Annotated in this window: 21 protein-coding genes and 1 pseudogene; 10 read left to right on the plus strand and 12 right to left on the minus strand. The window is 70.6% G+C overall.

Going from position 1 to position 25,983, the window contains the following annotated elements:
* From G3A44_RS20125 to G3A44_RS20150, 7 genes are all read left to right on the plus strand, one after another.
* Positions 1 to 942: ABC transporter permease (locus G3A44_RS20125; protein WP_163459548.1), on the plus strand; the 942-nt coding region annotated here is incomplete at its 5' end.
* 1 nt (position 943) lies between these two features.
* Positions 944 to 1,735: an ATP-binding cassette domain-containing protein gene (locus G3A44_RS20130; protein WP_163459549.1), complete on the plus strand. Its 792-nt coding sequence runs from the start codon at positions 944 to 946 to the stop codon at positions 1,733 to 1,735.
* A 67-nt stretch (positions 1,736 to 1,802) separates the two neighbouring features.
* Positions 1,803 to 2,606 (plus strand): TIM barrel protein, encoded by an 804-nt coding sequence (locus tag G3A44_RS20135; protein ID WP_163459550.1) that lies wholly within the window; start codon positions 1,803 to 1,805, stop codon positions 2,604 to 2,606.
* Positions 2,607 to 2,689: 83 nt separating this feature from the next.
* On the plus strand, positions 2,690 to 3,724 hold the full coding sequence (locus G3A44_RS20140; protein ID WP_163459551.1) for a Gfo/Idh/MocA family oxidoreductase: 1,035 nt from the start codon (positions 2,690 to 2,692) through the stop codon (positions 3,722 to 3,724).
* A gap of 44 nt (positions 3,725 to 3,768) precedes the next feature.
* Positions 3,769 to 4,218, plus strand: coding sequence for a LacI family DNA-binding transcriptional regulator (locus G3A44_RS23330; protein ID WP_203561500.1), 450 nt, complete (start codon positions 3,769 to 3,771; stop codon positions 4,216 to 4,218).
* 24 nt (positions 4,219 to 4,242) lie between these two features.
* A complete protein-coding gene (locus tag G3A44_RS23335) occupies positions 4,243 to 4,761 on the plus strand; it encodes a substrate-binding domain-containing protein (protein WP_203561501.1) in 519 nt (172 codons plus the stop codon).
* 68 nt (positions 4,762 to 4,829) lie between these two features.
* Positions 4,830 to 5,795, plus strand: a complete 966-nt coding sequence (locus tag G3A44_RS20150; RefSeq protein WP_163459552.1) for a MurR/RpiR family transcriptional regulator — start codon at positions 4,830 to 4,832, stop codon at positions 5,793 to 5,795.
* 69 nt (positions 5,796 to 5,864) lie between these two features.
* Here the strand turns inward: G3A44_RS20150 and G3A44_RS20155 are convergent, their stop codons facing one another.
* Complete coding sequence (locus G3A44_RS20155) at positions 5,865 to 6,338, minus strand: hypothetical protein (protein ID WP_163459553.1); 474 nt, start codon at positions 6,336 to 6,338, stop codon at positions 5,865 to 5,867.
* Between the two features lie 387 nt (positions 6,339 to 6,725).
* Between G3A44_RS20155 and G3A44_RS20160 the strand changes: the two genes are divergently transcribed.
* Positions 6,726 to 7,925 (plus strand): GGDEF domain-containing protein, encoded by a 1,200-nt coding sequence (locus tag G3A44_RS20160; RefSeq protein WP_163459554.1) that lies wholly within the window; start codon positions 6,726 to 6,728, stop codon positions 7,923 to 7,925.
* Between the two features lie 31 nt (positions 7,926 to 7,956).
* On the opposite strand, the gene G3A44_RS20165 is transcribed toward G3A44_RS20160, so the two are convergent.
* From G3A44_RS20165 to G3A44_RS20210, 10 genes are all read right to left on the minus strand, one after another.
* Positions 7,957 to 8,832, minus strand: a complete 876-nt coding sequence (locus tag G3A44_RS20165; protein ID WP_163459555.1) for a beta-keto acid cleavage family enzyme — start codon at positions 8,830 to 8,832, stop codon at positions 7,957 to 7,959.
* Positions 8,833 to 8,988: 156 nt separating this feature from the next.
* Complete coding sequence (locus G3A44_RS20170) at positions 8,989 to 9,840, minus strand: 4Fe-4S dicluster domain-containing protein (protein ID WP_163459556.1); 852 nt, start codon at positions 9,838 to 9,840, stop codon at positions 8,989 to 8,991.
* 3 nt (positions 9,841 to 9,843) lie between these two features.
* Positions 9,844 to 12,876 carry a molybdopterin-dependent oxidoreductase gene (locus tag G3A44_RS20175; protein ID WP_163459557.1) on the minus strand — a complete coding sequence of 1,011 codons (3,033 nt, stop codon included), beginning with the start codon at positions 12,874 to 12,876 and terminating at the stop codon, positions 9,844 to 9,846.
* Between the two features lie 21 nt (positions 12,877 to 12,897).
* The gene (locus tag G3A44_RS20180; RefSeq protein WP_163459558.1) at positions 12,898 to 13,767 is read right to left on the minus strand and encodes a fumarylacetoacetate hydrolase family protein; all 870 of its coding nucleotides are present in this window, start codon (positions 13,765 to 13,767) and stop codon (positions 12,898 to 12,900) included.
* A gap of 58 nt (positions 13,768 to 13,825) precedes the next feature.
* Positions 13,826 to 14,758 (minus strand): VOC family protein, encoded by a 933-nt coding sequence (locus tag G3A44_RS20185; protein ID WP_163459559.1) that lies wholly within the window; start codon positions 14,756 to 14,758, stop codon positions 13,826 to 13,828.
* Positions 14,759 to 14,805: 47 nt separating this feature from the next.
* Positions 14,806 to 15,918: an ABC transporter substrate-binding protein gene (locus G3A44_RS20190; RefSeq protein WP_163459560.1), complete on the minus strand. Its 1,113-nt coding sequence runs from the start codon at positions 15,916 to 15,918 to the stop codon at positions 14,806 to 14,808.
* Positions 15,918 to 18,332, minus strand: a complete 2,415-nt coding sequence (locus G3A44_RS20195; RefSeq protein ID WP_163459561.1) for an efflux RND transporter permease subunit — start codon at positions 18,330 to 18,332, stop codon at positions 15,918 to 15,920. The genes G3A44_RS20190 and G3A44_RS20195 overlap by 1 nt, the downstream gene beginning before the upstream one ends.
* Positions 18,329 to 19,477, minus strand: coding sequence for a WD40/YVTN/BNR-like repeat-containing protein (locus G3A44_RS20200; protein ID WP_163459562.1), 1,149 nt, complete (start codon positions 19,475 to 19,477; stop codon positions 18,329 to 18,331). Before G3A44_RS20200 ends, G3A44_RS20195 begins: the two co-directional genes overlap by 4 nt.
* Before the next feature lie 38 nt (positions 19,478 to 19,515).
* Positions 19,516 to 20,901 (minus strand): DUF1329 domain-containing protein, encoded by a 1,386-nt coding sequence (locus G3A44_RS20205; protein ID WP_163459563.1) that lies wholly within the window; start codon positions 20,899 to 20,901, stop codon positions 19,516 to 19,518.
* Positions 20,902 to 20,915: 14 nt separating this feature from the next.
* Positions 20,916 to 22,658: a DUF1302 domain-containing protein gene (locus G3A44_RS20210; RefSeq protein WP_239061998.1), complete on the minus strand. Its 1,743-nt coding sequence runs from the start codon at positions 22,656 to 22,658 to the stop codon at positions 20,916 to 20,918.
* Positions 22,659 to 22,879: 221 nt separating this feature from the next.
* On the opposite strand from G3A44_RS20210, the gene G3A44_RS20215 reads away from it, so the two are divergent.
* Positions 22,880 to 23,614 carry a GntR family transcriptional regulator gene (locus tag G3A44_RS20215; protein ID WP_163459564.1) on the plus strand — a complete coding sequence of 245 codons (735 nt, stop codon included), beginning with the start codon at positions 22,880 to 22,882 and terminating at the stop codon, positions 23,612 to 23,614.
* A 214-nt stretch (positions 23,615 to 23,828) separates the two neighbouring features.
* Entirely contained in the window at positions 23,829 to 25,085 is a 1,257-nt protein-coding gene (locus G3A44_RS20220) for an MFS transporter (protein ID WP_163459565.1), read from the plus strand.
* Between the two features lie 78 nt (positions 25,086 to 25,163).
* Here the strand turns inward: G3A44_RS20220 and G3A44_RS20225 are convergent.
* Positions 25,164 to 25,754: pseudogene (locus G3A44_RS20225) on the minus strand (aldehyde dehydrogenase family protein); the annotation flags it as partial.
* Between the last annotated feature and the right edge of the window lie 229 nt (positions 25,755 to 25,983).

Genomic DNA, 25,983 nt, shown 5'->3' on the forward strand with positions numbered 1-25,983 from the left:
ATGAACTTCATGGCCCCTGCCGCCCAGCTCGGCATCCTGGCCATCGGCGCGGCGCTGCTGATGATTGGCGGCGAGTTCGACCTCTCGCTGGGCTCCATGGTGGCCTTTGCCGGTTTGGTCTTTGCCGGCTGTCTGGTGGTGTGGCAGGTGCCGCTGCCGGTGGCCTTGCTGATCACCTTTGCGGTGGCCGGCCTGATCGGCCTGCTCAACGCGCAGATCACCCTGCGCACCGGACTGCCTTCGTTCATCGTCACGCTGGCCTTCCTGTTCATCCTGCGCGGGCTGACCCTGGTGGGCCTGAAGTGGGCCAGCGGCGGTGCAACGCAGCTACGCGGCGTCAAGGAGGCGGTCGAGGGCAGCGTGCTGGCGCCGCTGTTCATGGGCCACACCTTCACTGGCCTGTTCAGCTGGCTGGCCGAGCGCGGCTGGATCGCCCGCTTCGACAACGGCCAGCCCTCGGTGATCGGCATTCCCGTCGAGATCCTGTGGTTCATCGCGCTGACGGCGCTGGCCACCTGGGTGCTGCTGCGCACCAAGCATGGCAACTGGATCTTCGCCGCGGGCGGCGACCCGCGCGGGGCCCGCAAGTCCGGCGTGCCGGTGGCGCGCGTGAAGATCGCGCTGTTCATCACCACCGCGGCCTGTGCGGCGCTGGTGGCGGTGCTGACGGTGCTCGACGCCGGCTCCACCGACGCCCGCCGCGGCTTCCAGAAAGAGTTCGAGGCCATCATCGCCGCGGTCATCGGCGGCTGCCTGCTGACTGGCGGCTACGGCTCGGCCATCGGCGCCTTCTTTGGTTCGATCCTCTTCGGCATGGTGCTGATCGGCCTGACCTACACCGGCATCGACCAGGACTTCTACCTCGTCTTCCTCGGCGGCATGCTGCTGGTGGCGGTCATCTTCAACAACATCGTGCGCAAGCGCGTGACCGGGGAGCGCTGACATGACCGTTTCTGCCTCCACCCCGCTGATCGAAGTCCGCGACGTCACCAAGCATTTCGGCTCGGTGATCGCCCTGGGCGGCGTCTCGATGAAGGTGCATGCCGGTGAGGTGCTGTGCCTGCTGGGCGACAACGGCGCCGGCAAGTCCACGCTGATCGGCACGCTGGCCGGCGTGCACCAGCCCACCGGAGGCCAGCTGCTGGTCGAGGGCCGGCCGGTGCGCTTTGCCAGCCCGCGCGATGCGCTGGACGCCGGCATCGCCACGGTCTACCAGGACCTGGCCATGATTCCGCTGATGTCGGTCACGCGCAACTTCTTCATGGGGCGCGAGCCCGAGACCGGCTGGGGCCTGTTCAAGCGCTTTGACATGGCGCTGGCCGACCGCATCACCCACGAGGAGATGCTCCGCATCGGCATCGACGTGCGCGATCCGCAGCAGGCCGTGGGCACGCTCTCGGGCGGCGAGCGCCAGTGCGTGGCCATCGCCCGGGCGGTGCACTTCGGCGCCAAGGTGCTGATTCTGGACGAGCCCACCTCGGCGCTGGGCGTAGCCCAGACCTCGATGGTGCTGAAGTACATCCGCCAGGTGCGCGAGCGCGGCCTGGGCGTCATCTTCATCACCCACAACGTGCGCCACGCGTATGCGGTGGGCCAGCGCTTCACCGTGCTCAACCGCGGCCGCACGCTCGGCACCCATGCCAAGGGCGAGATCTCGATGGACGCGCTGCAAAACCTGATGGCGGGCGGCAAAGAGCTGGCCGACGTCGGGACGGAGCTTGGCGGAACCATCTGAGCGCCCCTTCCTGCCCGGGCAGTGCCGGCTGGCCTGCCCCTTCCCACCCCCTGTCCCCTCCACCGTCATGACCGCCACCTCTTCCTCCGTGGGCCACTTCACCCTGGCCGTGTCCTCCGAGATGGTCTTTCGCGACCTGCCGCCGGTCGAGCGCGTCCGGCGCATCCACGCCCTCGGCTACCAGGTCGAGATCTGGGACTGGACGAAGCACGACATTGGCGCCCTGGCCGCCACCGGCGCCATCTTCTCGTCGATGACGGGCTACGTGAGCGGCACGCTGGCCGACGCCGCCGGCGCCGACGAGCTGCTGAAGACCGCCGCGCAGTCCATCCCCGTGGCCAAGGACCTGGGCGTGCCGCGCCTGAACCTGCACGGCACCGGACTCGACGGCCGCGGCCTGCCGGTGCACCCGAGCGAGACCGTCACCGGCGCCATGTGGCTGAAGGCCCGCGACACGCTGCAGCGCATCGCCGACCTGGGCGAGCGCCACGGCGTGACCTTCATGCTAGAGAACCTGAACCTGCCGCTGGACCATCCGGGCACGCCCTTCGGCCGCGCCGAGGACACGCTGGCACTCGTCTCCTCGATCGACCGCCCGCGCCACCTGGGCCTGAACCTCGACCTCTACCACGCGCAGATCGGCGAGGGCAACCTGATCGAGCTGTGCAAGCGCTGCCTGCCCTGGATCGCCGAGATCCAGGTGGCCGACGTGCCCGGCCGCTGCGAGCCCGGCACCGGCGAGATCCACTACCCGGCCATCGCCCGCGCCCTCACCGCCATGGGCTGGTACGGCACGGTGGGGCTGGAGGCCTTCGCCTCCAGTGACAGCGAGCTGGCCCTGCGCCGCTTCCGCGACGCCTTCACCGTCTGACCCCCCAGAACCGGCCTCCTACCCAAGGCCCGGCCGGGTCACGCCGCCCGTGCCCACCCCCTCTTCACTTCACCTTGACCACCATGTCCACCCACAAGACCCTCAACATCGCGCTGATCGGCGCCGGTCGCATCGGCTCCTTCCATGCTGAGAGCATTGCCCGCCGCATCCCCAACGCCAAGCTGATCGCCGTCGCTGATCCGGCCCCCGGCGCCGCGCGCCGCCTGGCCGACCGCCTGGGCTGCGAGACCGCCCACACCGACCCGGCCGCGCTCTGGCGCGACCCGGACGTCCACGCCGTGCTGATCGCCACGCCCGCGCGCTTCCACACGCCGCTGGCCGAGGCGGCGGCCGAGGCCGGCAAGCACGTGTTCTGCGAGAAGCCGATGGCGCTGACGCTGGCCGAGGCCGACCGCGTGATCGCCGCGGCCCGCGCCAACGGCGTGCAACTGCAGGTCGGCTTCAATCGCCGCTGGGACCGCGCCTTCGCCGACGGTCGCGCCGCCATCGACGCCGGGCGCATCGGCACGCCGCAGCTACTGCGCTCGCTGACGCGTGACCCCGGCCCCTGGGGCGGCGACCCGGCCAAGGTGCCGCTGTGGACCATCTTCTACGAGACCCTGATCCACGACTTCGACACCCTGCTGTGGCTGAACCCCGGCGCCCGCCCGGTCGAGGTGACGGCCATCGCCGACGCCCTGGTGCGCCCCGACGCCAAGGCCGCCGGCCACATCGACACCGCGGTGGTGACGATCCGCTTCGACAACGGCGCCATCGCCGTGGCCGAAGCCAACTTCAGCGCCCTCTACGGCTACGACATCCGTGGCGAGGTCTTCGGCTCGGCCGGTATGGTGACGATGGGCGATGTGCGCACCTCCAGCCTGCGGGTCTTCGATGCCCAGGGCGTGTCCGCGTCGACCTTCCGCATGGACACGCTGCACTTTCCCGACGCCTACACCGCGCAGATCCAGCACTTCACCGACAGCGTGTTGCAGGGCCGCCCGCATGCTGGCCCCGGCGGTGCCGACGCCCGCGCCGCGCTGGCCGTGGCCTTGGGCTGCATCGCCTCGATCCAGCAGAATCGGGCGGTCCGCCTGTCCGACGTCACCCAGGGCTGAGTCCCGCCGCGTCCGGGCCCGTCCCACCGCTCCACTGCCGATCCATGTCCCGCAAAGCCACCGCCGCCGATGTTGCCCTCGAAGCCGGGGTCTCCCGTTGGACCGTCACCCGCGCCTTCGCGCCCGGCTCCTACATCTCGGACAAGAGCCGCGAGCATGTGATGGCGGTGGCCGAGCGGCTGGGCTACCGGCCCAATCTGTTGGCGCGCAGCCTGAGCACCAAGACCACGCACCAGATCGCAGTGCTGGTCGACGACTTTGGCAACCCGCACAAGCTGGCGGCGCTGGAGGCGCTGACCGCGGCACTCCAGGCCGAGGATCTGGTGGCGATGCTGGTGCACATCGGCCAGCACTTCGATCATGCGCACGCCTTCCTCAACGCGGACCAGCGCCAGGTGGATGCGGTGGTGCTGCTGGGCACGGGCTTTCGCGACGAGACGCTGGCCACCGCCATCCAGCCCGGCAGCCCGCCGCTGTTCGTGCTGGCCCGTTAAAGCACCATCGCCGAGATCCCGTCCGTGGCCTGCGACCCTGAGGTCTCCATGCGCGAGATCGTCGATCACCTGGCCGCGCGGGGCTACCGGCGCCCGGGCTTCATGTCTGGCGCTAAGGCCTTGTCCACCGGCCTGGGCCGCCAGCGCTGCTTTGCCGAGAACTGGCGTGCGCGGGGGGTGGCGCAGGTGCCGGAGCTGGCCGCCGGGGCTTATGACTTTCCCTCCGCCGAGGCGTGCTTGCGCCAGTACATGGCCCGCACGCCGGCCCATGAGCGCATCGACGTGCTGATGTGCGAGAACGACGTACTGGCCCTGGGGGCGCTCGACGTGGCGCAACGCGAGTTTGGCCTGCGGGTGCCCCAGGACCTGGCGATTGCCGGCTATGACGGCGTGGGCCTGGCCGGCATGTCCATGTTCGACCTCACCACGTACGAGCAGCCCATGTCCGCCATGGTGGCCGCCCTGGTGGACATGCTGCTGGGCCGGCGCGAGCCGGCCTCCCTGACCCTGACTGGCCGGCTGGTCGTGCGCGGCTCGACCTGAGCGCGCCGTGGGGCCGGCCCGTGCCGTCCGTGCCTGCTGGCACGTCTACCTGTTGCGAAACCGACCCGATGCAAGCTTGCGCACCGCTCACCCGGCCGACCGTGCCCGTCCGCGCCCAGTCGCGTGCCGCCGCCGGCCGTCCTCGCCTGGAGGACATGTCCCTGGGCAAGGACGCGCGCGACGCCATGCCGCTGCTGCAGCGCATCCGCGAGGAACTTCCCCGGCTTAGCCGCCAGCTCAAGACCATTGGCCACTATGTGCTGCAGCATGCCGACTACCTGGTGTTGGAGCGCATCCAGGACGTTGCCGAGCGCTGCGGCACCCAGCCCTCGGCCGTGGTGCGATTTGCCAAGCACTTCGGCTTCCACGGTTTCCAGGAGCTCAAGCAGGCCTTTGGCGAGGATTTCCAGCGCCACCACCTGGGCCAGCGTACCGACTACCGCGAGCGTATGCGGCCGCTGCTCCAGCAGCAGCCCAGCCGGGTGCGCCAGGGCACGGAGCTGGCCTTTGAGGTGATCGACGGTGCCTGCGCCGGCGTCAAGCTGCTGCAGCGCGAGATCCGCGCCGAGGACCTGGAGGCCGCCATCACCTGCCTCGGCGGGGCCCACTGCCTGTGGGTGGTGGGGGCCCGGCGTGCCTATCCGGTGGCCGGGTTTCTGGCCTATGGCCTGCAGAGCCTGAGCAAGCCGGTGCAGTGGGTGGACTTTGGCGGCGGCATGCACGAAGGCCAGCTGCGCGGCCTGCGCGGCGGCGACGCGCTGCTGGCCATCAGCTTTGCGCCCTACGCGCCCGAGACCCTGCATGCCGCCCGCGTGGCCCGCACCCTGGGCGTGCCGGTGGTGGCCCTCACCGACGCAGCCGACGGTCCGCTGGCCCGGGAGGCCACCATCAGCCTGTGCGTGCCTGAGGCCTCCACCCACGGCTTTCGGGCGCTGACCAATGCCATGACCCTGGCGCAGGCCCTGTTCGTGGCCCTGGCCTTTCAACTGGAGACCGAGAGCCGCACCCTGCCGAGAGCCGATGCCCCCGGTTGAGCGGCACCCTCCACCCCGACCAGTGGTCCATTCTCTACACCCTGCCCGTCTTGCGTGGTGCCGGCCTGCTCAGGCCACCACCTCGGGATCCGGCGCCCGGCGGGGCGCTGCAGCCGGTGGGGCGGGTGCGGTGGCCGGTGCCGGGCTGGGGTCGACATGGCCCAGCAGGCGCAGCAGCTGGGCCAGGGCGGCGGTGCTTTCCACGTCCAGGGGGGTGCCGCGGGGGGAGCGGCCGGCGTCGGCGCGGCTGGCAAAGGCGCAGTAGCCGGAGCTGGCCACGGTGTGTCCGGGTTCGGCCAGGTGCAGGCCGTCCATGCGCTGCAGTATCGGGCGCAGGGTGGTGGCCAGGCCGGTGTGCATCACCAGCGGCTGCTTGTGCACGGGCTGGGGTTTGTCGGCCACCTTGACGTAGACGGGATACGCCATGGTGGGCGACTGGAAGCCGCGGGCCTTGCTGCGGTGTCCGGGCCGGGCGTTGCGCGTGGGGCATTCAGGCACGCCCAGTTGCTGCAGGGCGGCGATGAGTTGGTGGCTGTGGAGCACGGGAAGAAGAGGCGCTTGAAGGCGTGTTCAGTCGGTGAGGCGGCCGTGTCCTGCAGGGACTCGGCCAGCGTATGCATACGCCAGTGTAGTGGCGCCGGATCATCGCCACGGCCTCGGCCAGCTCGGCCACCGTGCGGTCGTCAAACGTGTTGAGCGATCCGCCCACGCGGTCGACACGATCTCCACCACTCCTTCGTCGTCCGACGGCGCGATGCGCAGGCGCTGTCCTCGGAATATGCAGGCGCTCCCGCGCCGCGCCAGCCCCTGGAGCCAGTCTGGGACCGGTCCGTCCGCCGGGGGATCGTCGGATCGGGCGAAAGTGGGCGCTAAGCTCCTGGCGCCCGGTGCCGATAAGCGGAGAATCGGCCTGTCCAGGTGCCCAGCCCCATGCAACTCATCGACGAGAACGCCACGCTGTTTGCCGCGCTGGTGGTCACGCTGCTGACCACCCTGGGCCTGCTGCTGCTGCCCACCTCGCTGGCGCGAGACCGCGGCGCCCTCTACACCTGGTCCGCGGGCAATGTCTGCCTGGCCCTGGCCCAAGGCGTGGCCCTTACCGTGTCACTGGGCAGGGACATGGTCCCGGCGGCCACGGTGCCATGGGTGATCAGCCCCAGCCTGTCCCTCATCGTGCTGGGCGCAGGGCTGCACAGCGCGGCGGTAGCCCGGCTGCTGGGTGTGGACACCCGGGTGGCCACCGTGCGCCATGCCCTGCTGGTGGCCACGGCGCATCTGCTGGTGGCCGGTGTGTGGGGCAAACCAACCCTGGCCACGGTGGCCGTCATGGTCTTCACCCTGGGTTGGACCGTTCACCGCATCGTCATGTGCTGGCCTTGGCTGCGCGTGTTCCGTGGCGCGGCGGTGATGACGGCCGGCATGGGCCTGCTGGTGGTGCTGCTGATTCCTGGCCTGCTGCAGCACCTGTCGCAGCCCGAGCGCCTGCTCACCTTGGAGCTGCCGGTGCGCCCGCTGCCCGTGCTGGCGGTGGAGATGGTGCTGGCCGTGACCGTCAATCTGGCCTTCTTGATGCTCGTCATTGAGCAGCTCACCCGCCGGCTGGAGCAGCTCAGTGTGACCGATCCCCTGACCGAGCTGCGCAACCGGCGCGGCTTTCTGCAGGCGGCGCAGGGCCTGATCCAGCTGCAGGGGCGGGCCGAGCCCCACCAGCGCGGCGCAGCCGTGCTGCTGATGGACCTGGACCACTTCAAGCAGGTCAACGACACCCTGGGCCACAAGGTGGGCGACGAGGTGTTGCGCACCACCGCGCAGCGCCTGCGTGAAAGCCTGCGCCAGACCGATGTGCTGGGCCGATGGGGCGGCGAGGAGTTTGTGGCCTTGCTGCCGGCCTGCCCGGCCGCCCGCGCCGCCGAGGCCGCGCAGCGCGTGCGCCAGCGCCTGGCCGAGGAGCCGGTGCCCGAGGGCCTGCCGCGCGTGACCATCAGCATCGGCGTTGCCACCCTGCCCGAACTGCCCAGCGAAACCGCTCTGGAGTCCCTCATTGCCCAGGCGGACGAGCGCCTTTACCGGGCCAAGCGCCAGCGCAACTGCGTGGTGGGCGACGGGGCACCCGCCCCGGCTGGCGGCTGAGGCGGGCGCTGCACAGCCCCTGCAACGCCGCTCAGGCCAAGCCCAGCAGCCGCCGCGCCTGTGCCGGCGATGCCACACCGGCGCCCAGCGCATCGATCAGGCGCCGCGCCTTCTCCACCTGCTCGGCATTGCTCTTGAAGAACACGCCTTTGCGCTCGTAGACGTTGTCTTCCATGCCCACGCGCACATGCCCGCCCAGCAGCAGCGACTGCATGGCCATCGGGAACTGGTTGCGGCCGATGCCAAAGCCCTGGAACTGCGCACCAGCGGGCAGCAGGTTGCGGAGGTAGGTCATGGTCTCGGTGTCGGCCGGCATGGTGAAGTTCAGGCCCATGACAAAGGAGTAGAGGCCCGGGCCGTCCAGCACGCCTTTCTGGATCAGGTGCTTGGCCAGCACGGCGTCGCCGCTGTCAAACAGCTCGATCTCGGGCTTGACGCCGGCTGCACGCACCAGCGTGGCCATGCGGGTGAGCACGGCCTCGGTGCTGATGACGATGCCGCCAAACACCTGGGCGGTCACCAGGTCCAGGGTGCAGATCTCGGGCTTGAGCTTGAGCACATGCTCGACGCGCTTCTCGGGCGTCCAGATGTGGGTGCCCGGCCCTGCTTCCACCGGCAGCATCGGGTCTTGGGGGTAAAAGCCCGAGCCCAGGCCGGTGGTGAGGTTGAGGATGACCTCGGGGTTGCGCTCGCGGATCAGGCCCACGGCTTCTTCGTACAGGCCCAGCTCGCCCGAGAACTCGCCGGTCTGCGGGTCGCGCACATGCACATGCAAGATGGCGGCGCCGGCGTCGGCGGCGGCCAGGCCGGAATCGGCGATCTGGCGCGGGGTGATGGGCTGGGCCGGGTTGGCCGAGCGGGGGCCGGCCCCCGTGAGGGCGCAGGTGATGATGACGTGCTCTTGCATGGTGAGGCTCCGGTGGGAAGAGGCAAAGGGAAGAGGCAAAAAGACAGGGGGACGTGGCACCGCCCCTGGCCAGCCCCAACAGGGCGCCATGCGGCGGTGGTGTGAAAGCAGGGGCCGGCACGGGGGCACGTTGGCCGGCACCCCGGCAGGGGCGTGCTAGCTCAGCAGCACATCGCCCAGCACCACGGGGGTCTGGGCCAGCGCGGTGGCCACCACGGCCTGGCCGGCCTGGGGGTGGCTCAGGTGCACGCTCAGGCGGCCGGCGCCGGGGGGCAGGTCGTCAAACGCGAAGTCGCCAAAGGCGTTGCTGCGGGTCTGGGCCAGCACCTGGCCATCGCGCACCAGCCGCACCTCGGCGCCTTCCAGGCATTCGGGGCGTCCCTGCACGTTGGCGATGGCGCTGCCGGCGAGGCGCAGGCGGTCCACCCGGTGCAGGTGGCGGTAGAACACCCGGCCCTGGGTGCCGTGCTCGGGCTGCAGGCGGCGCAGGCCCTCGGCCTGGGCGCGCTGGGCCATGTCCGCATCGCTGACCTTCAGCGCCTGGATGGCCTGGGTGGGGCACACGGCCACGCAGCGCGGCGCGGCCTGGCCCTGGTCCAGCAGGTGGGCGTCGAAGAACCAGGTCTGCGGCAGCTGCGCGGCTTCGTTCCACACCACGGCGCCATGCGGGCAGGCGTCCACCAGGTCACGCCGACCTTTGGCGGCCACGGGGTCGAAGATCACGATGCCGTCAGGCCGCTGGCGCACCGCGCCTTGGCCCGCCGCCACGCAGGGTGCATTGGCGCAGTGCTGACACAGGCGCGGCAGGTGGGCGGCGTCCACCCAGTGGCCGTGGCCACGCACCGTGCGCTCGATGCGGATCACGCCCGGCCCATGGGCCGCATGCGGCGCGGAGTAGCCGGGAAAGTCGTTGCCCACCAGTTCATCTTTGGCGGCCAGCACGCAGTTGTGGCAGTGGTTGCACTCGGCCACGTCGATGATGAGGTGCCATGTCGGATTGGCAGTCATGGGTCAAACCTCCTGAAGGGGGGCGGGGGTGGCGCCCGTGGCCGGGTGGTGCAAGTGGTTCAGGTGGTGCAGGCAGTGGTGGGGTGCCTCGCCCACCCAAGCCGCCACCTGCACCATGCAGGCGTTGGGCGCCATGCTGTGGGTGCCGGAGATGGCCGGGCGTGAGGAGGTCAGCACGTTCAGGCTGCCGCCCACGTCCAGACGTTCACCGTTGACCTCGACCGGCTGGTACTGGGCGCTGGACTCCCAGGACTTCACCACCCCCGGGGCCATCAGCGGGCTCACGTCGGCGGCGCAGATCACCGCGCCCCGGTCGTTGAACACCTTGACCAGGCTGTGGTGGCGGATGCCCCGCGCGGCCGCGTCCTCGGGGTGCAGGCGCAGCACCCAGTACGGGTGGCCTTCGATGCGCACGCGGTGGTCCTCGATGTCTTCCAGAAAGCCGCCCTTGCCGTCCACATTGGTGTGGAAGCTGTAGCGCGAGTGCGTGGCCACCAGCTGCAGCGGGAAGCGCTCGGCCACCGCGCTGCGCCGCCCTTCCCACGAGGGGATGTAGCGGTTGAGCACCGGGCGCTCGGGGTTGTGCGGGTCGTGGCGTTGCAGGGTTTCGGGCATGAATTCGAGCTGGCCCGACGGGGTTTGCAGGCCCTGGCCCATGGGGCCCGACCACTGCGACGGCAGCGGCATGGCCTCGGCAATGTCCTTGGGGCGGCCCTCGGCAAACCAGCGCCACTGCACCGCCGGGCGCAGGCCCTCGGCCTCGGCCGGCACCACGTAGTAGCCCTTTTTGCAGAACTCGGCCCAGCTGATGCGCTTGGCCACGTCCGACGAGTCGAACACCCGCTTGCACCAGTCCAGCTCGCTGCAGCCTTCGGTGAACATGGCGCCCAGGCCCAGGCGCTGCAAGATCAGGCTGAAGATCTCGTAGTCGGACTTGGACTCGCCCAGCGGCTCGATGCACTGGTGCTGCAAGGCGATGACGCGGTGGTTGACGTTGTTGAAGCCGTGCGGCAGGTAGCCACCGCCCGAGCACCACTCGCCAATGTCAAAGCGCTCGAACTGGGTGCAGGCCGGCAGGATCAGGTCGGCGAACTGGGTCTCACCCTCCATCCAGATCGACTGGTTGACCACGAACTCGATGCTCTCGTGCCGGTAGGCCGCCTCCATGCGCGCCGACTCGGTGAGCGTGGAGAACCACGAGCCGCCGTACTTGTAGATCATGTGGATCGGCGAGTAGCCCGGCATGGGGTACTGGAAGGGGGCGAACTGCAGCTCGGTGGCCAGGCCGTCCCACAGGTAGCCGCTGGCGTGGCCCTGGGTGATGGCCTCGGGGAAGTGCTGCTTGGGCACCAGCTGCCGCACCGGGTTGACGGTGATGACGTGCGGCATCTTCTGGTAGTTGTGCACCGCGTTGCCGTTCCAGTTCAGCTCGCCGGAGATGCCGCCGTCGGCATAGCCGGGGAAGTAGAACTCGTGGTCCAGCGGCGTGCCGGAGTCGAGGTTGCCCATGTTCACGCCCGGCTGGCCCAGGCCGCGCATGGCCATCAGCATCACCATGCAGCGCGCCCATTGCGCGCCGGTGGCGCCGCGCCCGGCACCGCCAAAGCCACCGCCGTTGGCGCCGGCGGCCAGGTACAGCTTTTTGCGCGCCATCAGCCGCGCCAGGGCACGCACGTCTTTGGCGGGCACGCCGGTTTCGGCTTCTTGCCATTCGGGGGTTTTGGGGCAGCCGTCGTCTTCGCCCATCAGGTGGGCGCGCCAGGCCTCAAAGCCGGTGGTGTGCGCGGCCACATAGGCTTTGTCGTACAGGTCTTCGGCCACCCACACCTGCATGATGGCCTGGGCCAGCGCCGCATCGGTGCCAGGGCGGATGGGCACCCAGCGCCCCCCCAGCCACTGCGCGGTGGGGTTGAAGTGCGGGTCGATGTGCACAAACTCGATGCCCAGCTCCCGCGCCCACTGGCGGCGCTGCGTGCCCTCGTGGGCGCTGTAGGCGCCACGGGTGCTTTCGGGGTCGCTGCTCCAAAACACCATCAGCTCGGCGTTTTGCAGGCAGTCTTCCACCGTGCCGTAGTTGCCGGCAATGCCCACGCGCTGCGACTGGCCCCAGTGGTGCATGGCGCCCCAGTACCAGCCTTCCCAGCTGTCGGGGTTGGCCGCCACGCGGGTGAAGCCCACCAAGTTGCCAAAGCGCAGCAGGCTGGAGAGGTAGTAGCCCACATTGCCCCATTGGTGGTGCGAGCCGTGGGTGATGGTCATCGCACCCGGGCCGTGCACACGGCGCTGGCGCAGGATTTCCTGGCTCACCATGTCCAGCGCCTCGTCCCAGCTGATGCGCACGTAGCCGCTCTTGCCCCGGTTGGCGGGGTGGCGCTCGCCGGCCGGGTCAAAGTCCACGCGCTTCATCGGGTAGAGGATGCGCTGGTCCGAATACACCGCCGACTTCATCGCCAGCGCGTGTGAGGCCACCGTGGCCAGGCGGCGCGGGCGAAACACCCGTCCCCGGGCCGTGATCTGCCAGCTGGCGGCATCGTCGGCGCCCAGCTCGATGGGCGTGAGCCGCACGATGCGCCCCTGGCGCACATGCACAAACAGCGGCCCGCCGTTGGTGAGCATGGTGTAGCGGGTGCAGCCATCGGGCTGGGGCGTGCCCATCTGCAGGCCGCTGCTCTGCATGCGGTTGAGCGCCTGCATGAACCACACGCACAGCACATCGGGCCCCAGCACCATCACCTTGAAGGCTTTGGCGGCGTGCACCACCTCGCCCATGTCGGCCTTGGGGTTCATCATGGCCAGGGCGGTGTCCACGTCCTTGAACACCATGCGCACATCGGGCGCCGGATGCAGGCCGGCATGGGCCCGCACCTGGCCCCCCTGGAGGTGGAAATGCCGGCCCAGCGTGCCGTCCTTGAGCTGGATCTGCACCACCGCGTCGTGGCGGCGCAGAAAGGCGCCCAGGCCCGGGTGGCGCCGGGCCGAACGCTGGAGCATGGGCCCCAGTGCAAAGAGGATGGTGCGAAGCAGTGCGCGTTTCATGGGGGTCTCCAACCGCACGGATCAGGCGATGGCCGGCTCGGCCTCCACCCGGTTCTCGATGTGGCCCAGGCCCTCAATGGCCACCTTGACCACGTCGCCCGGCTGCAAGAACTTGCCCAGCGCGATGCCCACGTTGGCGCAGGTGCCGGTGGCGATCAGGTCGCCCGGCTCCAGCGTCATCACCTGGCTCAATTCGTGGATCTGCTGCCAGATGCTGTAGATCATGCCGCCGGTGTTGGCCTGCTGGCGCAGCTCGCCGTTGACCCACAGCTGCATCTGCAGGTTGTGTGGGTCGGCCACCTCGTCGGCGGTGGTGATCCACGGGCCGATGGGGCCGTGGCTGTCAAAACTCTTGCCCAAGGTGAAGGTGGGGCTCTTGAACTGCCAGTCGCGCGCGGTCACGTCGTTGCAGACGAAGTAGCCGGCCACCACCTGGTGCGCATCGGCCTCGCTGACGTAGCGGCAGCGCTGGCCAATGACCACGCCCATCTCGGCCTCGTAGTCCATCTTGTCGGACACGCGCGGCTGGTAAATCGGGTCGAAGGGGCCGGTGATGCAGCTCACCTGCTTGTTGAACCACAGCTGGTGCTTGGGCACGGGCACGCCGGCACGGGCGGCCTCTTCGGCGTGGTCGTGGTAGTTCATGCCAATGGCCATGAACTTTTGCGCCTCGGGCAGGGGGGCTTCCAGCTTCACATCGGCCAGCGCATGCGACACCGGGGCGGTGGGCAGGGCGGCCTGGATGCGGTCCAGCCACTGCGGGCCGGCGGCCAGGATGGCGCGGATGGACGTGGGGGCCTCGGGCAGGGCGGTGGCCAGATCGATGATGCGGTCACCGGAGACGATGCCCACGCCGGTGCGGGCGTTCAAGGTGTAGCGGGCCAGTTTCATGGTGTGTTCCGAAGATGAGGAAGGGGGACAGGAAGTTCGCCGGCCGGTCGGTCAGCGGTCAGGCGAAGAATTCAGGCGTCAGCTCGGGCGCCCACTGGCGCAGTTCCTCGGCGCTGACCGGGGCGTGGCCCACGGGGGTGCTGTCGTTGACCAGGTCGCCATCGGTCCAGTGCTCGATCTTGTGGCCGAAGGGGTCGCGCCAGTAGTCAAACAACTGGCTGCCCTGGATGTGGCGGCCAATGCCCCAGCTGTGGCGGTGGCCCCGGGCCTTGAGGTGCTCGCCGCCTTGCACCAGGTCGTCCAGGTCCAGCACCTCAAAGGCGGTGTGGTCAAAGCGGTTGATGCCGTCTTGCGCGGCGATCAGCGCCACGGTGTGGTGGTCGGTCCAGGTGTCGCCCAGGCCGCAGTGCATGAAGGCGGCGATCACGTTCTCGGTCGGGCCGGCGTGGTAGGTGTCTGAGGGCTTGAAGCCCAGCACCTCGGTGTAGAACTTCAGCATGGCCGGGAAGTTGGCCACCAGCAGCGCGGCGTGGCCCAGGCGGGTCACGGCGGCCGGCGCGGGCTTCAGGCGCACCGGGGTGCCAAAGCGCTGGCGGCCGCTGGCCGGGTTGAAGGCCAGTGGCGCCCGTGTGGGCAGCACCGGCAGCTGGGCCTGGCCGTGGATCACGTCGATCTGAAAGCCCGCCGGGTCGGCGAAGCGCACACGCTGGCCGCCGCCGGGCTCGGGGTTGTCTTCCACCGGGCGGCCCACGCGGGCGGCCAGCGCGGCCAGGGCCTGGGCGCTGCGCGCCACAAAGCCCAGGCCCAGGGTGGCGTTGTGCGGCCCCAGGTGCGAGATGTGGGCATGGTGCGCCGGGCCGGCGGCACGCATGTACAGCGCATCGGCGCTGCGCGCACTGCGGTGCAGGCCAAAGTCCAGCAGAAAGGCCTCCTGCAGGTCCAGGTCGGTGACTTGGTAACGCACGAAGGCGATGTCAAGAATGGGGCTCATGGGTTTCCTTTCGGACGGGGGGATCCAGGGTGAAGCGCAGGCGGGGATCAACGACGCAGGCGGCCATCGGCCGTGACGATGGTCATGTCCACCCAGTGACTGCCCCGGTGGTCGTGGGGGCTGAAGCTCAGGCGATAGCCGCCCACCTCCAGGGGCCGGCTTTCCAACGTGTGGGCCACGCAGCGGCGGCTGACCTCTCGGCCGCAGCGGGCCAGCGCCTCGACCAGCACGCGGCCGTGCAGGTAGCCCTCCAGCGCCGCATAGCTGGGCGCCACGCCGGCCGGGCCCGCCGCGCGCTGGAACGCCGCCACCAGCGGTGAACCCAATTGCGACGGGTGCGGCAGCAACTGCGGCACCACCACGCCTTTGAGCGCCTGGGCGCCCTCCGGCTGGGCCAGCAGGCGCATGCCCACCTCGTTGAACACATACCGCAGGCGACCGCAACCCAGCTGGCGGGCCTGCTGCAGGGCGGCCAGCGCCCGCACCGGCTCCAGCATCAGCACCAGGGCCTGGGGCTGGGGGGTGCAGGCCTGGGCCACGGCGGCCTGCACCGCGGCCGCATCGGCTTGCACAGGCAGCTCCACCTGCGCCACCGGGCGAATGGCGTAGCGTGCCAGTTCACTGCGCATGCCGTGGCGGCCCGCCTGGCCCAGGACGTCGGCCTGGCTGACGGTGGCCACGTCGGTCAGGCCCACCAGGTCCAGGTGGATGACCATGGCACCGGCCTCGTCCTGCACGCCGGCTCGCAGGTGGAATACCCAGGGGTGCACCGGCTCGCGCAGGGCTTCAGACCCACTGGCCACGCCCACCAGGGGCAGGCCCTGGGCGGTGAGCACGGGCAGCACAGTCTCAGCCCCGGTGCCAAAGCCGGTGAGCGCCACGGCGCCGGCCTCGGCCAAGCTCTGGGCGTTGCGCGCCATCTGGGCGGGGTCGGCCCGGTCGTCCAGGGCCTGCAGGGTCAGGGTGCGCTCAGTGCCTTCCGACCCTGGGCCCAAGCCCAAACCCAGTTGCAGGCCGCGCAGCCAGGCCTGGCCGTGGCCGGCCAGCGGGCCCGACAGGGGCAGGGAAGCGCCCACCAGCACCCGTTCGGCCGCCGCGACGGGGGCGCAGAGCAGGGCCAGCACCAGGCTGAGCGGCCCCAGGCGTGCGGTGCGGGCCATCACAGCCACCTCTGAAAGCGCATGGACCGCTCGGCCTGGCGCGGTTTGGGCCGCAGCAGCAGATGGGCCCCCGCCGGGATGAGCACCAGCGCGCCCACCATGTTGAGCAGGAACATGAAGGCCAGCAGCAGGCCCATGTCGGCCTGGAACTTGATGGGGCTGGCCACCCAGGTGACGACCCCCAGCGCCAGGGTGACGCCGGTGAGCATCACCACCTTGCCGGTGAACAGCAGGGCGCGGTAGTAGGCCTCGGACAGGCTGGCCCCCTCTTTGAGCCGCGCCAGCAGGATGGACAGGATGTAGAGCGCATAGTCCACGCCAATGCCCACGCCCAGGGCGATGACGGGCAGCGTGGCCACCTTCACGCCCAGGCCCAGCGCCACCATCAGCGCCTCGGCCAGAAAGCTGGTGAGCACCAGCGGCAGCAGCGCCACCAGCACCGCCCGCCACGAGCGGAAGGTGATGAAGCACAGCAGCGCCACCGCGCCGTACACCAGCCAGAGCATGGTGCGCCAGGCCTGCTGCACCACGATGTTGGTGGCGGCCTCAATGCCGGCCGAGCCAGCGGCCAGCAAGAACTTCACCTCGGCAGTGTCGTGCTCGGCCGCAAAGGCCTGCACATGGGCCACCACCCGTTGCAGCGTCTGGGCCTTGTGGTCGCTCAGGTACACGTAGACGGTGAGCAGGCTGCAGGCGTCGTTGTAGAGGCCGCGTGGCGCCCCGGCGGTGATGGTGTTGACCATGTCCTGGCTGGGCAGCAGCTCGCCCCACTTGGGGTGGCCCTCGTTCAGGCCCACGGCCACGCGGCGGTTGAGCAGGGCCAGGGTCTGGGTGCTTTCCACGCCCTCCACCTGGCGCAGCTGCCACTCCAGTTGGTCCACCCGCTGGACGGTGGCCAGCTGGGTGCACTGGCCGTCGGGGGTCTGCACCATCACCGCCAGCACGTCGCTGGAGGCGCCGTAGGCCCCGTTGAGGAAAGCCACGTCGCGGTTGTAGCGGCTGCCCGGGCGCAGCTCGGCGGCACCGGGGTCCAGGTCGCCAATGGCCAGGCGCTGGCTCAAGCCCACGCCGCCGGCCAAGGCCAGGCCGGCCAGGACCAAGGCCGCCGTGGCGGCACGCGGCTGGGTGAAGCGGTCCAGCGCGGCCCACAGCGGGTGGCGGGCGTCACCCCGCTGGTCGGCGCGCTCAGCTTGCAAGCTGCGCTGGGCCGCCTGGGCGTTGACACCGGTGTAGCTCAGCAGAACAGGCAGCAGGATCAGGTTGGTGAAGATCAGCACGCCCACGCCCAGGCTGGCGGCCAGGGCCAGCTCGCGGATGACCTGGATGTCGATCACCAGCAGCACGGCAAAGCCCACCGCATCGGCCAGCAGCGCGGTCAGCCCGGCCAAGAACAGGCGGCGAAAGGTCAGGCGCGCAGCCACCAGCCGGTCGGTGCCCCGGCCGATGTCTTGCATGATGCCGTTCATCTTCTGCGCCCCGTGGCTCATGCCGATGGCGAAGATCAGAAACGGCACCAGCAGCGAGTACGGGTCCAGCGCCATGCCCAGCGCCGGCAGCAGCCCCAGCTGCCACACCACCGCCACCAGCGAGCACAGCACCACCAGGGCGGTGGAGCGGACGCAGCGGGTGTAGCCGTACACCATGGCCGCCGCAATCAGCACCGCCAGGCCAAAGAAACCGGCCACGGCGCGCACGCCGTCCATCAGCTCGCCCACGATCTTGGCGAAGCCGGTGATGTGCACCGTCACGCCACGCGCCTCGAACTGGGTGCGCAGCGCCTCCAGCTGGGCGGCCAGGCGGCCGTAGTCCAGCGGCTGGCCCTGGGCGTCATGCGCCAGCAAGGGCACATAGATGACGCTGGAGCGGCCGTCCAGCGCCACCAGCTGACCCACCTCACCCGAGCGCGCCACGTTGGCGGCCAGCTGCTGCAGGTCTTCGGGCCGGCCGGCATAGCCTTCGGGGATGACCGGGCCGCCTTCCAGCCCGTCTTCGGTCACGCCGGTCCAGCGGGTGCTGGGGGTCCACAGGCTTTTCATCTGCATGCGGTCCACGCCCGGCAGCAGGAAGACCGCGTCGTTGAGCTGGCGCAGCGTCTCCAGGTAAGCGGCGTCGTAAATGTTGCCCTGGGGATTGGCCACGGCGATGCGCACCGCATTGCCCAGGCCGTGCAACTCGGCCTGGTGCGCCAGAAAGTTCTGGATGAAGGGATGGCTGGCCGGGATGGTTTTCTCAAAGCTGGCCGAGAGCTGCAGCCGCGTGGCCTGCCAGCCCAGCAGCAGCGTGGCCAGCAGGCACAGCAGCAGCACCGCGGCGCGGTGGTTGAACAGCGCGCGCTCGACCAGCGAGCCCGAGCGGGGGTCAAAGCCGGCGTCCGGGTCCCGGGGCGGCGTGGGGGAGATCAGGTCAGGGCTCATGGCGTGTCGGGCAGTTCGATCACATGGGGGCCGACGGCGCTCAGGGCGAGCACACGCGTCTCAGTCAGCGGCAGCAGGCTGGCCAGGGGCGGCAGCGCGGGCAGCGGCACGGCGCTGGGCGCCGCCCCGGCGTGCAGTTGCCAGAGCTGGCCGGCCTGATTGAGCAGCCACACGCCACCCCCCGGGCGGGCCACGGCCTGCAGCACGCTGGCCGGCGGCAGGCCGGCCACGGGCTGCCAGCCTTGGGCGGGCGCGCCCAGCCACACCTGGCCCCGCAGGCCGGCCAGCAGCCAGCGGCCATCGCGCAAGGCCAAGGCGCTGAACCACGAGCCGGCGTAGGGCGAGGCCACGCGGGCAAAGCCCGCACCTCCATCGGCCGAATGCAGCAGCAGGCCCTGCTCACCGACCAGCAGCCATTCGCGGCCGCGCACGGCGGCGCTGTAGAGGTGCAGGCCCTTGGGGTTGTCCAGGCCGCCCCCGGCCTGGCCCAGGGGCTGCCACTGGGCGCCCCCGTCGCGGGAGGCCAGCGCCAGGCCATAGGCGCCCAGCACCAGCAGGGTGCCGGACCCGCCCGGTGGGTCGGGCAGCCACTGCACCTCCAGCAGCGGCTTGTCTGGGCCATCGTCCACCAGCAACTGGGCGTGGCGCTGGGTGGCTGACGCCGTGGCGCTGCCGGCCATGGCCTGGGCACCCTCCAGCAGCGCTGTAGCCAGGCGGCGGCCCTCGGCCACGCGGTGCCAGCGCTCACCGCCGTCTTGGGTGGCCAGCACCGCGCCGCCATGCCCCACGGCCCAGCCGCGTTGGCCATCGGCAAAGGCCACGGCGGTAAGGCCAACGCTCACGGGCACCACGGCCTGGCGCCACTGTGCGCCCTGGTCATCGCTGAGCAGCACCAGCCCGCGCTCGCCCACGGCCACCCAGCGCGGGCCGGCCAGGGCGGCGGCCAGCAGGCCGGCACGTGTCGGCTGGCGCAAGCGCAGGGCGGGACGATCGAGGGCTGCAAAGCGGTCGGGCGCCGCCGCGGCCGTGGTGGCGCGGGCCTCCGTGCACAGGGCACCCGCGCCCAGGGCGGGCGCCAGGGCCCAGGCGGGCAGGGCACGCAGCCAGGCGCGGCGGCCAGGGGCGTGGAAGGGGGGCGTGGTCATCGGGGGCAACCTGGCGGGGCGTGGCGGGCGGCGCGGCATCAGCGCACGCCTTCGCCGGCCATGGCGTCGGGCGTGAAGGTCACGTCCTTGTAGGCGGGCATGGGCCGGTAGGCGGCGCGGCGTTCGTTGACCAGGCCGTTGATGTACGAGGCCCCGGAGGTCAGGTCATACACGCCCCAGGTCACGACCGCGGTGGCCGGCACGTCACCCATCACCGCCGGTATGCCAAAGGGCACACGGGCCAGTTGGCCGTTGGCGTCGTAGCGCTCGGCCAGCAGGGCTTGCCAGCTGTCCTCATCCACGTAATAGCGGCTCTTGGGGGTGGTGTGGCGCTGGCCGGGCTTGAGCGTGGCCTCCACCACCCAGACGCGGTGCAGCTCCCAGCGCACATGGTCGGGGTTGAGGTGGCGGGCGCCCAGCACCTCTTCGGCCTTGGCGGGCGTCATCAGCCGGTTGCCGTTGTAGGGCACGTACAGCTCCTTCTTGCCCACCAGCTTCCAGTCAAAGCGGTCGCTGCGACCCTGGTAGACCTCCACTTCGTCAAAGGTGGTGATGCCGGCGGAGAAGGGGGTGGGCGTGTCGCAGCAGTTGTTGGGCAGCTTGCGCACACGCCGTTGGCCGGTGAGGTACACCCATGAGGCGCTTTTGGACTCTTCCAGGTGCAAGCGCCCCACGATGGCCTCGCCCGCGCGGAGCGAGGGGCCCCGGGTCAGCGAGCGCACCAGCCAGTACTCCCCATTGAACTTGTCGGCGCCGTTCTGGTTGTAGTAGGGCATCTGGGTGTCATTGGCGGTGTCACCGGCCAGCACCCAGCGGCCATCGGCCGAAAGCTGGTAGCCAAAGAACTCCCAGTACCAGGACGCGCCACGCCAGGCCAGCTTGTGGTTCCACATCACCTCCTCCCCAGTCTTGGGGATGGGGAAGGGCACGCCGCCGTAGGCGCCCTTGGGTTGCAGGCCGGCGCCGCCTTCCACCAGGCTGGCGCCGGTGGCGTTGCGCAAGGTGTTGTCGTACACCCACTGCGGGGCGATGGCGGTACGGTGGGTGCGGTAGACGTCCAGGCGGAAGGTGTTGGGGTACTTCTGCAGCAGGGCCTTGACACCTTCGCTCAGGCGGGCGGCGTGGGCGGCCTGGTTCTTGGCGGTGATGCTGAGCAGCGGTTTCTCGGCGGCAAAGGGGTCGGCACGGCGGCCGTCGGCGCCCAGGCCGGCGCCGGCCGTGGGCTGGCCGGTCCAGGCCGGAATGCTGCCGTCGGCATTGGCCGCGCGCTCGGCCCCCATGGGGGTGAGCTGGGTGCGCAGTTGCGCGGCTTCATCCGCGCTGACAGCGGCGTGCGCAGGGGTCCAGGGGCCGGCCAGGGTGGCGCACAAAGCAGCGGCCAGAGCAGTGGTGGCCCAGGGGGCCAGGGGGCGTCGGGGGGTCATGGGTTCTCCAGGGTTCAGAAGGCGTAGCGCACCGAGGCGGACACGAAGTCCCGGTCCTTGAGCGTCTGCTGCCAGCTGTAGGCGTTGGCGGCGTCATTGAAGGGAGCGGCCGTGCCCAGGTAGTGGGTGAGTGAGAGCGAGAAGCGCAGGCTGTCGTGGTAGCTGCCGTTCAGGCCGATGGACACATCACCGCCGCCCTCGGGAATCCAGGCATTGGGGCTGCTCATGGCCAAGGGGCGCGAGCCCTTGGGCGCCCAGCCCAGGCCCAGCGGCACGCCCAGGTCCATGCCGGGCAGCACGCCGCGGTAGGTGGGTTCCAGCTGCAGGCGCAGGGCGACGCCGTCGCGGGTGCCGTTGGGGTCCAAGGCTGCAGCGTTGCGGCTGACGCTGAGCAGGCGGTTCCAGGCCAGCTCGGCCACCAGGCTGGCCTCGCGCCACAGGGCGGTCTCGGGCAGGGTGGCCAGGGTGGAAACGTTCAGGTGGGCGGTGCGGCCCACGGCATAGCCGGGGTGGTCTTGGTTGTCGGTGGGCGCCACCGGCGCAAAGGCCGAGGCGTCGGCCCCCTGTGTGCTGGCCAGGTCCTGGTTGTGGCGGACCGAGGCCTCCAGCGCCACGTTGAAGTCGCCAAAGGTGCGGCTGGCGCTCAGGCCCAGCACCTTGATGTCCTGCTGGTAGGCCATGGCATAGCCGGTGGGCACGGCAGTGGGTTCAGGCACGGCCGGCGGGGTGAGCAGGCTCAGGCGCGGCACCAGCTGCGGCGTCTTGGCGTGGAAGTTGAGCAGGTACACGCCGTAGTCGGTCTCGTCGCCGCGCAGGCGCATCTGCAGACCCCACTGCCCGCCGTCGCGGGGGCGTTGGTCCGCATCGCGCACCGCCGCCGAGGACGGCCCGGTCAGGAGGCGTTCACCCCCGTCCACCGCCGGGTCGGCATTGGAGAAATAGCTGCCCACCGCGGCGGTGCGGCTGGCCTGCCAGCCCGTCTGCACATAGGCGCCCAGGGTCAGGTGGGCATCCAGCTGCACCTGGCCCGAGAGCATGGGCACCGGGCGGATGGCCTCCTTGAAGGGGGTGCCGGGCACCGACACCAGCTTGACCACGTCCACCGGCATCTGGCCACCGGCCACGGCGTTGGTGCCAAAGAACAGGCTCTCGCCCCAGACCAGCGCATGGTGCCCGGCGCGCACGCTGCCATTGGCCTCGCCCAACTCGAAGCGGGCAAAGGCGAAGGCGTCCAGCACCTCGGCATGCCGGCCATGCACCGTACGGGTCGCCTCGGTGAACTGGTTCGCACTGGCCGAGGTCTGGTTCGGGAAGGCCCCGCCCGCAAAGCCCGGGTTGTCGTTGCGGCTCAGGTAAGCGCGGTCATGCCAGGCCGCGGCACTCAGGCGGGCCCCCAGGCGCTTGTCCCAGGTGAGGTCGGCCTCGCTGAGCCAGTCCACGCGTTGCGAGATCAGGCCCTTGCCGAAGTTGCGGTTGCCGTCGTCGTGGTTGGCGCTGGCCAGCAGGGCCGGGTCGGCGGCCTTCAGCCGGCTGGCGAGGCTGGCCTTGACGGTGTTGTCCCAGCGCAGCTGGAGCCGGGGCTCGCCGGTGGTGATCTCGGTCGCCATGGCCCCGCCGGCCCAGGGGGCCGCCAACAGGGCAAGCAGCAGCGGCGGCAGGGCCGGCCGGTGAGCGGGGGCACCGCTGCGCGGCGGTGCGGACCGGGGCATCCCGGCGTCGGGCGGCGCCGAGGGGGGCGCAGACAAAGGGGTGGGCATGGAGTCTCCTGCTGGGGCCGTGAGGCGCCGGTGGATGGGGCGATCTGTCGATCCGATCGCTTTTTTCAGATTAAAGGCGTTTTTATCGATAAAACGTAGGGAAATCCATGATGCTTGGTCTTATGGACTTGAAGCCCCGGATCAGGGCATCATTCGCCCCAGCTGCCGTCGACCGGGCTCCCCGGACACGGCGCCGATCCCCTCACTCCTTCGCCGCCCCCATGGACCCTGTGGCCACCCCCTCCTCCGCCAAGAGCCTGACCTCCCAGGCCTTCGAGCAGCTGCGCGCCGACATCCTGGGCGGTGCGCTGCGCCCCAGCGAGCGGCTGCGCATCCAGAGCCTGAGCGAGCGCTACCAGGTGGGCCCCACGGCCATCCGCGAGGCCCTCTCGCGTCTGGTGCCCGAGGGCCTGGTGGAGTCGGAGGAGCAGCGCGGCTTCTGCGTGGCGGCGGTCTCGCGCGAGGAGCTGATGGACCTGACCACCACCCGGGTGGCCATTGAGGGCCTGGCCCTCAGCCAGGCCCTGGAGAAGGGGGGGGTGGCGTGGGAGTCCCGCTTGCTCAGTGCCTACCACCTGCTGTCACGCACACCTGCGCCGACGAACGAGGCCCACCACGGCCCTTGGGCAGTGGCGCACCGGGCCTTCCATGAGGCCCTGGTCGACGGCTGCGGCTCCCCTTGGATGCTGCGTGTCTGCGGGCTGCTCTATGACAAGAGCGAGCGCTACCGCAACCTGGCCGAGATCTACACCCGGCCCAAGGGGCGCGACACCTTCAACGAGCACCGCCAGCTGATGGAGGCCGCCATGGCCCGTGACATCGCCAAGGTGCAGCAGCTGCTGCACGGTCACTACTGGGAGACGACCGAGATCGTCCTGGCCACCAGCCCGGCGCTGCAGCCGCCCGCCCCGCGCGGGCCTGGCCGCGGCCGCCGTCCCGCGTCGGCTTCCGCCTGACGATCCGGGCGCCCGACGGCCCGGCCTGAGCCGGCCGGCCCGGGCGCCGCTGTCCTCTTCCCGTCCTGGGGGCCTGCGCCGGCCTCCCGGGCGGAGCCTTGCTTCCTCCAGGCCGACAGGGGTCGTCGGCGGGCGGAGCCTTGCCTGCGCCGGCCGGCGTCTCCTGGGCCGGCGCGGGCTTCTTTTTCCAACGCCTGGCCCCCGGAGCCCGCTCATGTCCGATCACTCTTGCGCACAAGCCGCACCCGCCGCGGGGGCCAGCTGGTCCCGCGCCTACGAACTCAAGGCCGTGGGCCTGCTCTCCCTGGGCTTTGGCCTGGTGGGGCTGGACCGCTTCATCATCAACCCACTGTTCCCCGTCATGGCCCGGGACCTGGGCCTGAACTACCAGGACATGGGCCTGATCTCGGCGGTGCTGGCCCTGGCCTGGGGCCTGTCCTCCATCTTCACCGGCCGGCTCTCCGACCGGGTGGGTCGCAAGCGCGTTCTGGTGCCGGCGGTGGTGGTCTTCTCGCTGCTGGTGGCCACCAGCGGCCTGGCCACGGGGCTGGGCAGCCTGCTGGCCATCCGGGCGTTGATGGGCCTGGCCGAAGGGGCCTATGTGCCGGCCTCCATCGTGGCCACCATCGAGGCGTCCAAACCCAGCCGCATCGGCCTGAACATCGGCCTGCAGCAGACCGCCGCACCGCTGGTGGGCCTGGGGCTGGGGCCGGTGGTCGCGGTGGGCCTGCTGCAGGTCATGCCCAGCTGGCACTGGGTGTTCGGCGTCCTGGCGCTGCCGGGCCTGGTCGTGGCCTGGCTGCTGGCCCGCACCCTGCGCGAGCACCAGCCCGACCCTGAGGCCTCGGCCGTGTTCAAGACCCGCTGGTGGGAGGTGCTGCGCTACCGCGATGTGGTGGCCGGCACCTTGGCGATGTGCTGCCTGCTCAGCGGCCTCATCGTGCTGTCCGCCTTCATGCCCAACTACCTGACCGACCACCTGCGCCTGGACCTCACCCAGATGGGTGGGGTGCTGGCCGGCATCGGCGTGGGCAGCTGCCTGGGCATGGTGCTCCTGCCCGCCCTGTCCGACCGTTGCAATCTCAAGCTGCTCATGCTGGCCGCGATGACCGTGGAGCTGGTGGCGCTGTGGATCCTGCCGGGCCTGGGGACGCAGCCGCTGGCCCTGTTCGCCACGCTGTTCGTGGCCACGTTCATGAACGCGGGAGTGGTGGCCATCATCGTCGGGCCGATCACGCATCGCGCCGTGCCGACGCGTCTGGTGACCACGGCCACCGGCATCGTGGTGGGGCTGGGTGAGGTGGTCGGGGGGGCGCTGGCGCCAGCCCTGACCGGCGGGCTGGCCCAGCACCTCGGTATCCACGTCGTGCCGCTGATCGCGCTGGGCGCCATCGTGCTGGGCGTGCTGGTGGTGGCTGCGGGCCTGCGTACCGCGCCGGTCCCACAGCCAGTCGCGCCGGCATCGGCCTAGTCTTGCTCCTTGCCCCGGGGCGGGCGGGATCAACCCCGCGACCCCGGGCGGCACCGCTGCTCAACACGCCTTGGCGGTGTACTTGGCCACCTCGGTGGAGATCAGGCCGGTGTTGACGCCCACCATGCCGCTCTCCAGCGCCTCGTTCACCCGGTGCACCCGGCCGATGTCGCGGCTGTAGAAGTAGGCCGCCAGGCCATAGGGGGAGTCGTTGGCCAGGGCGATGACCTCGTCCTCGGTGTGGAAGCGCACGATCGCGGCCAGCGGCCCGAAGGTTTCCTCGCGGGCCACCCGCACATCGGCCGGCACCTTGGTCAGCACCGTGGGGGCAAAGAAGTGTCCCCCCGCCAGGTCCCCCTGCCGCAGGGGAGCGCCCCCCAGGCGCAGCGTGGCGCCCCTTTGCAGGGCGTCCTGCACATAGATGCGGTTGGCGCACAGGCAGGTCTGGCCGCTGTTGCGGAACTTCGACGGCATCAGGCCCTGCACCGCGGCCTCCAGGTCGGCGTCGTCAAAGACGATGAAGGGCGCGTTGCCGCCCAGCTCCAGCGACAGCTTCTTGACGCTGCCCGCGCACTGCGCGTACAGGCGCTGGCCCACCGCGGTGGACCCGGTGAAGCTGAGCTTGCGCACCGCCGGGCTGGCGCAGGGCGTGGCGCCGATGGCCTGGGGGCTGACCTCAGTGAGGCCATACCGGCGCGGGCGGCGGGATAGGCGGGTGGGGGCGGGTGAGTCCCTCGTCCATCCGCGGCAGGGCCTCCTTGATCCAGGCCGCCAGGGCCCGAACTGGCCACCGCCGCCGGCAAGCTGGAACTGACCCCGTGCCTGGTCGACGGCTCCACCCTGCGCAAGAAGCTGGAAGCGCATTGGCAGCGCCGGGGTCGGTGGGTGCGGGCCACGG

The sequence above is a fragment of the Ideonella livida genome (assembly GCF_010499455.1).
Lineage (GTDB): Bacteria > Pseudomonadota > Gammaproteobacteria > Burkholderiales > Burkholderiaceae_C > Ideonella > Ideonella livida.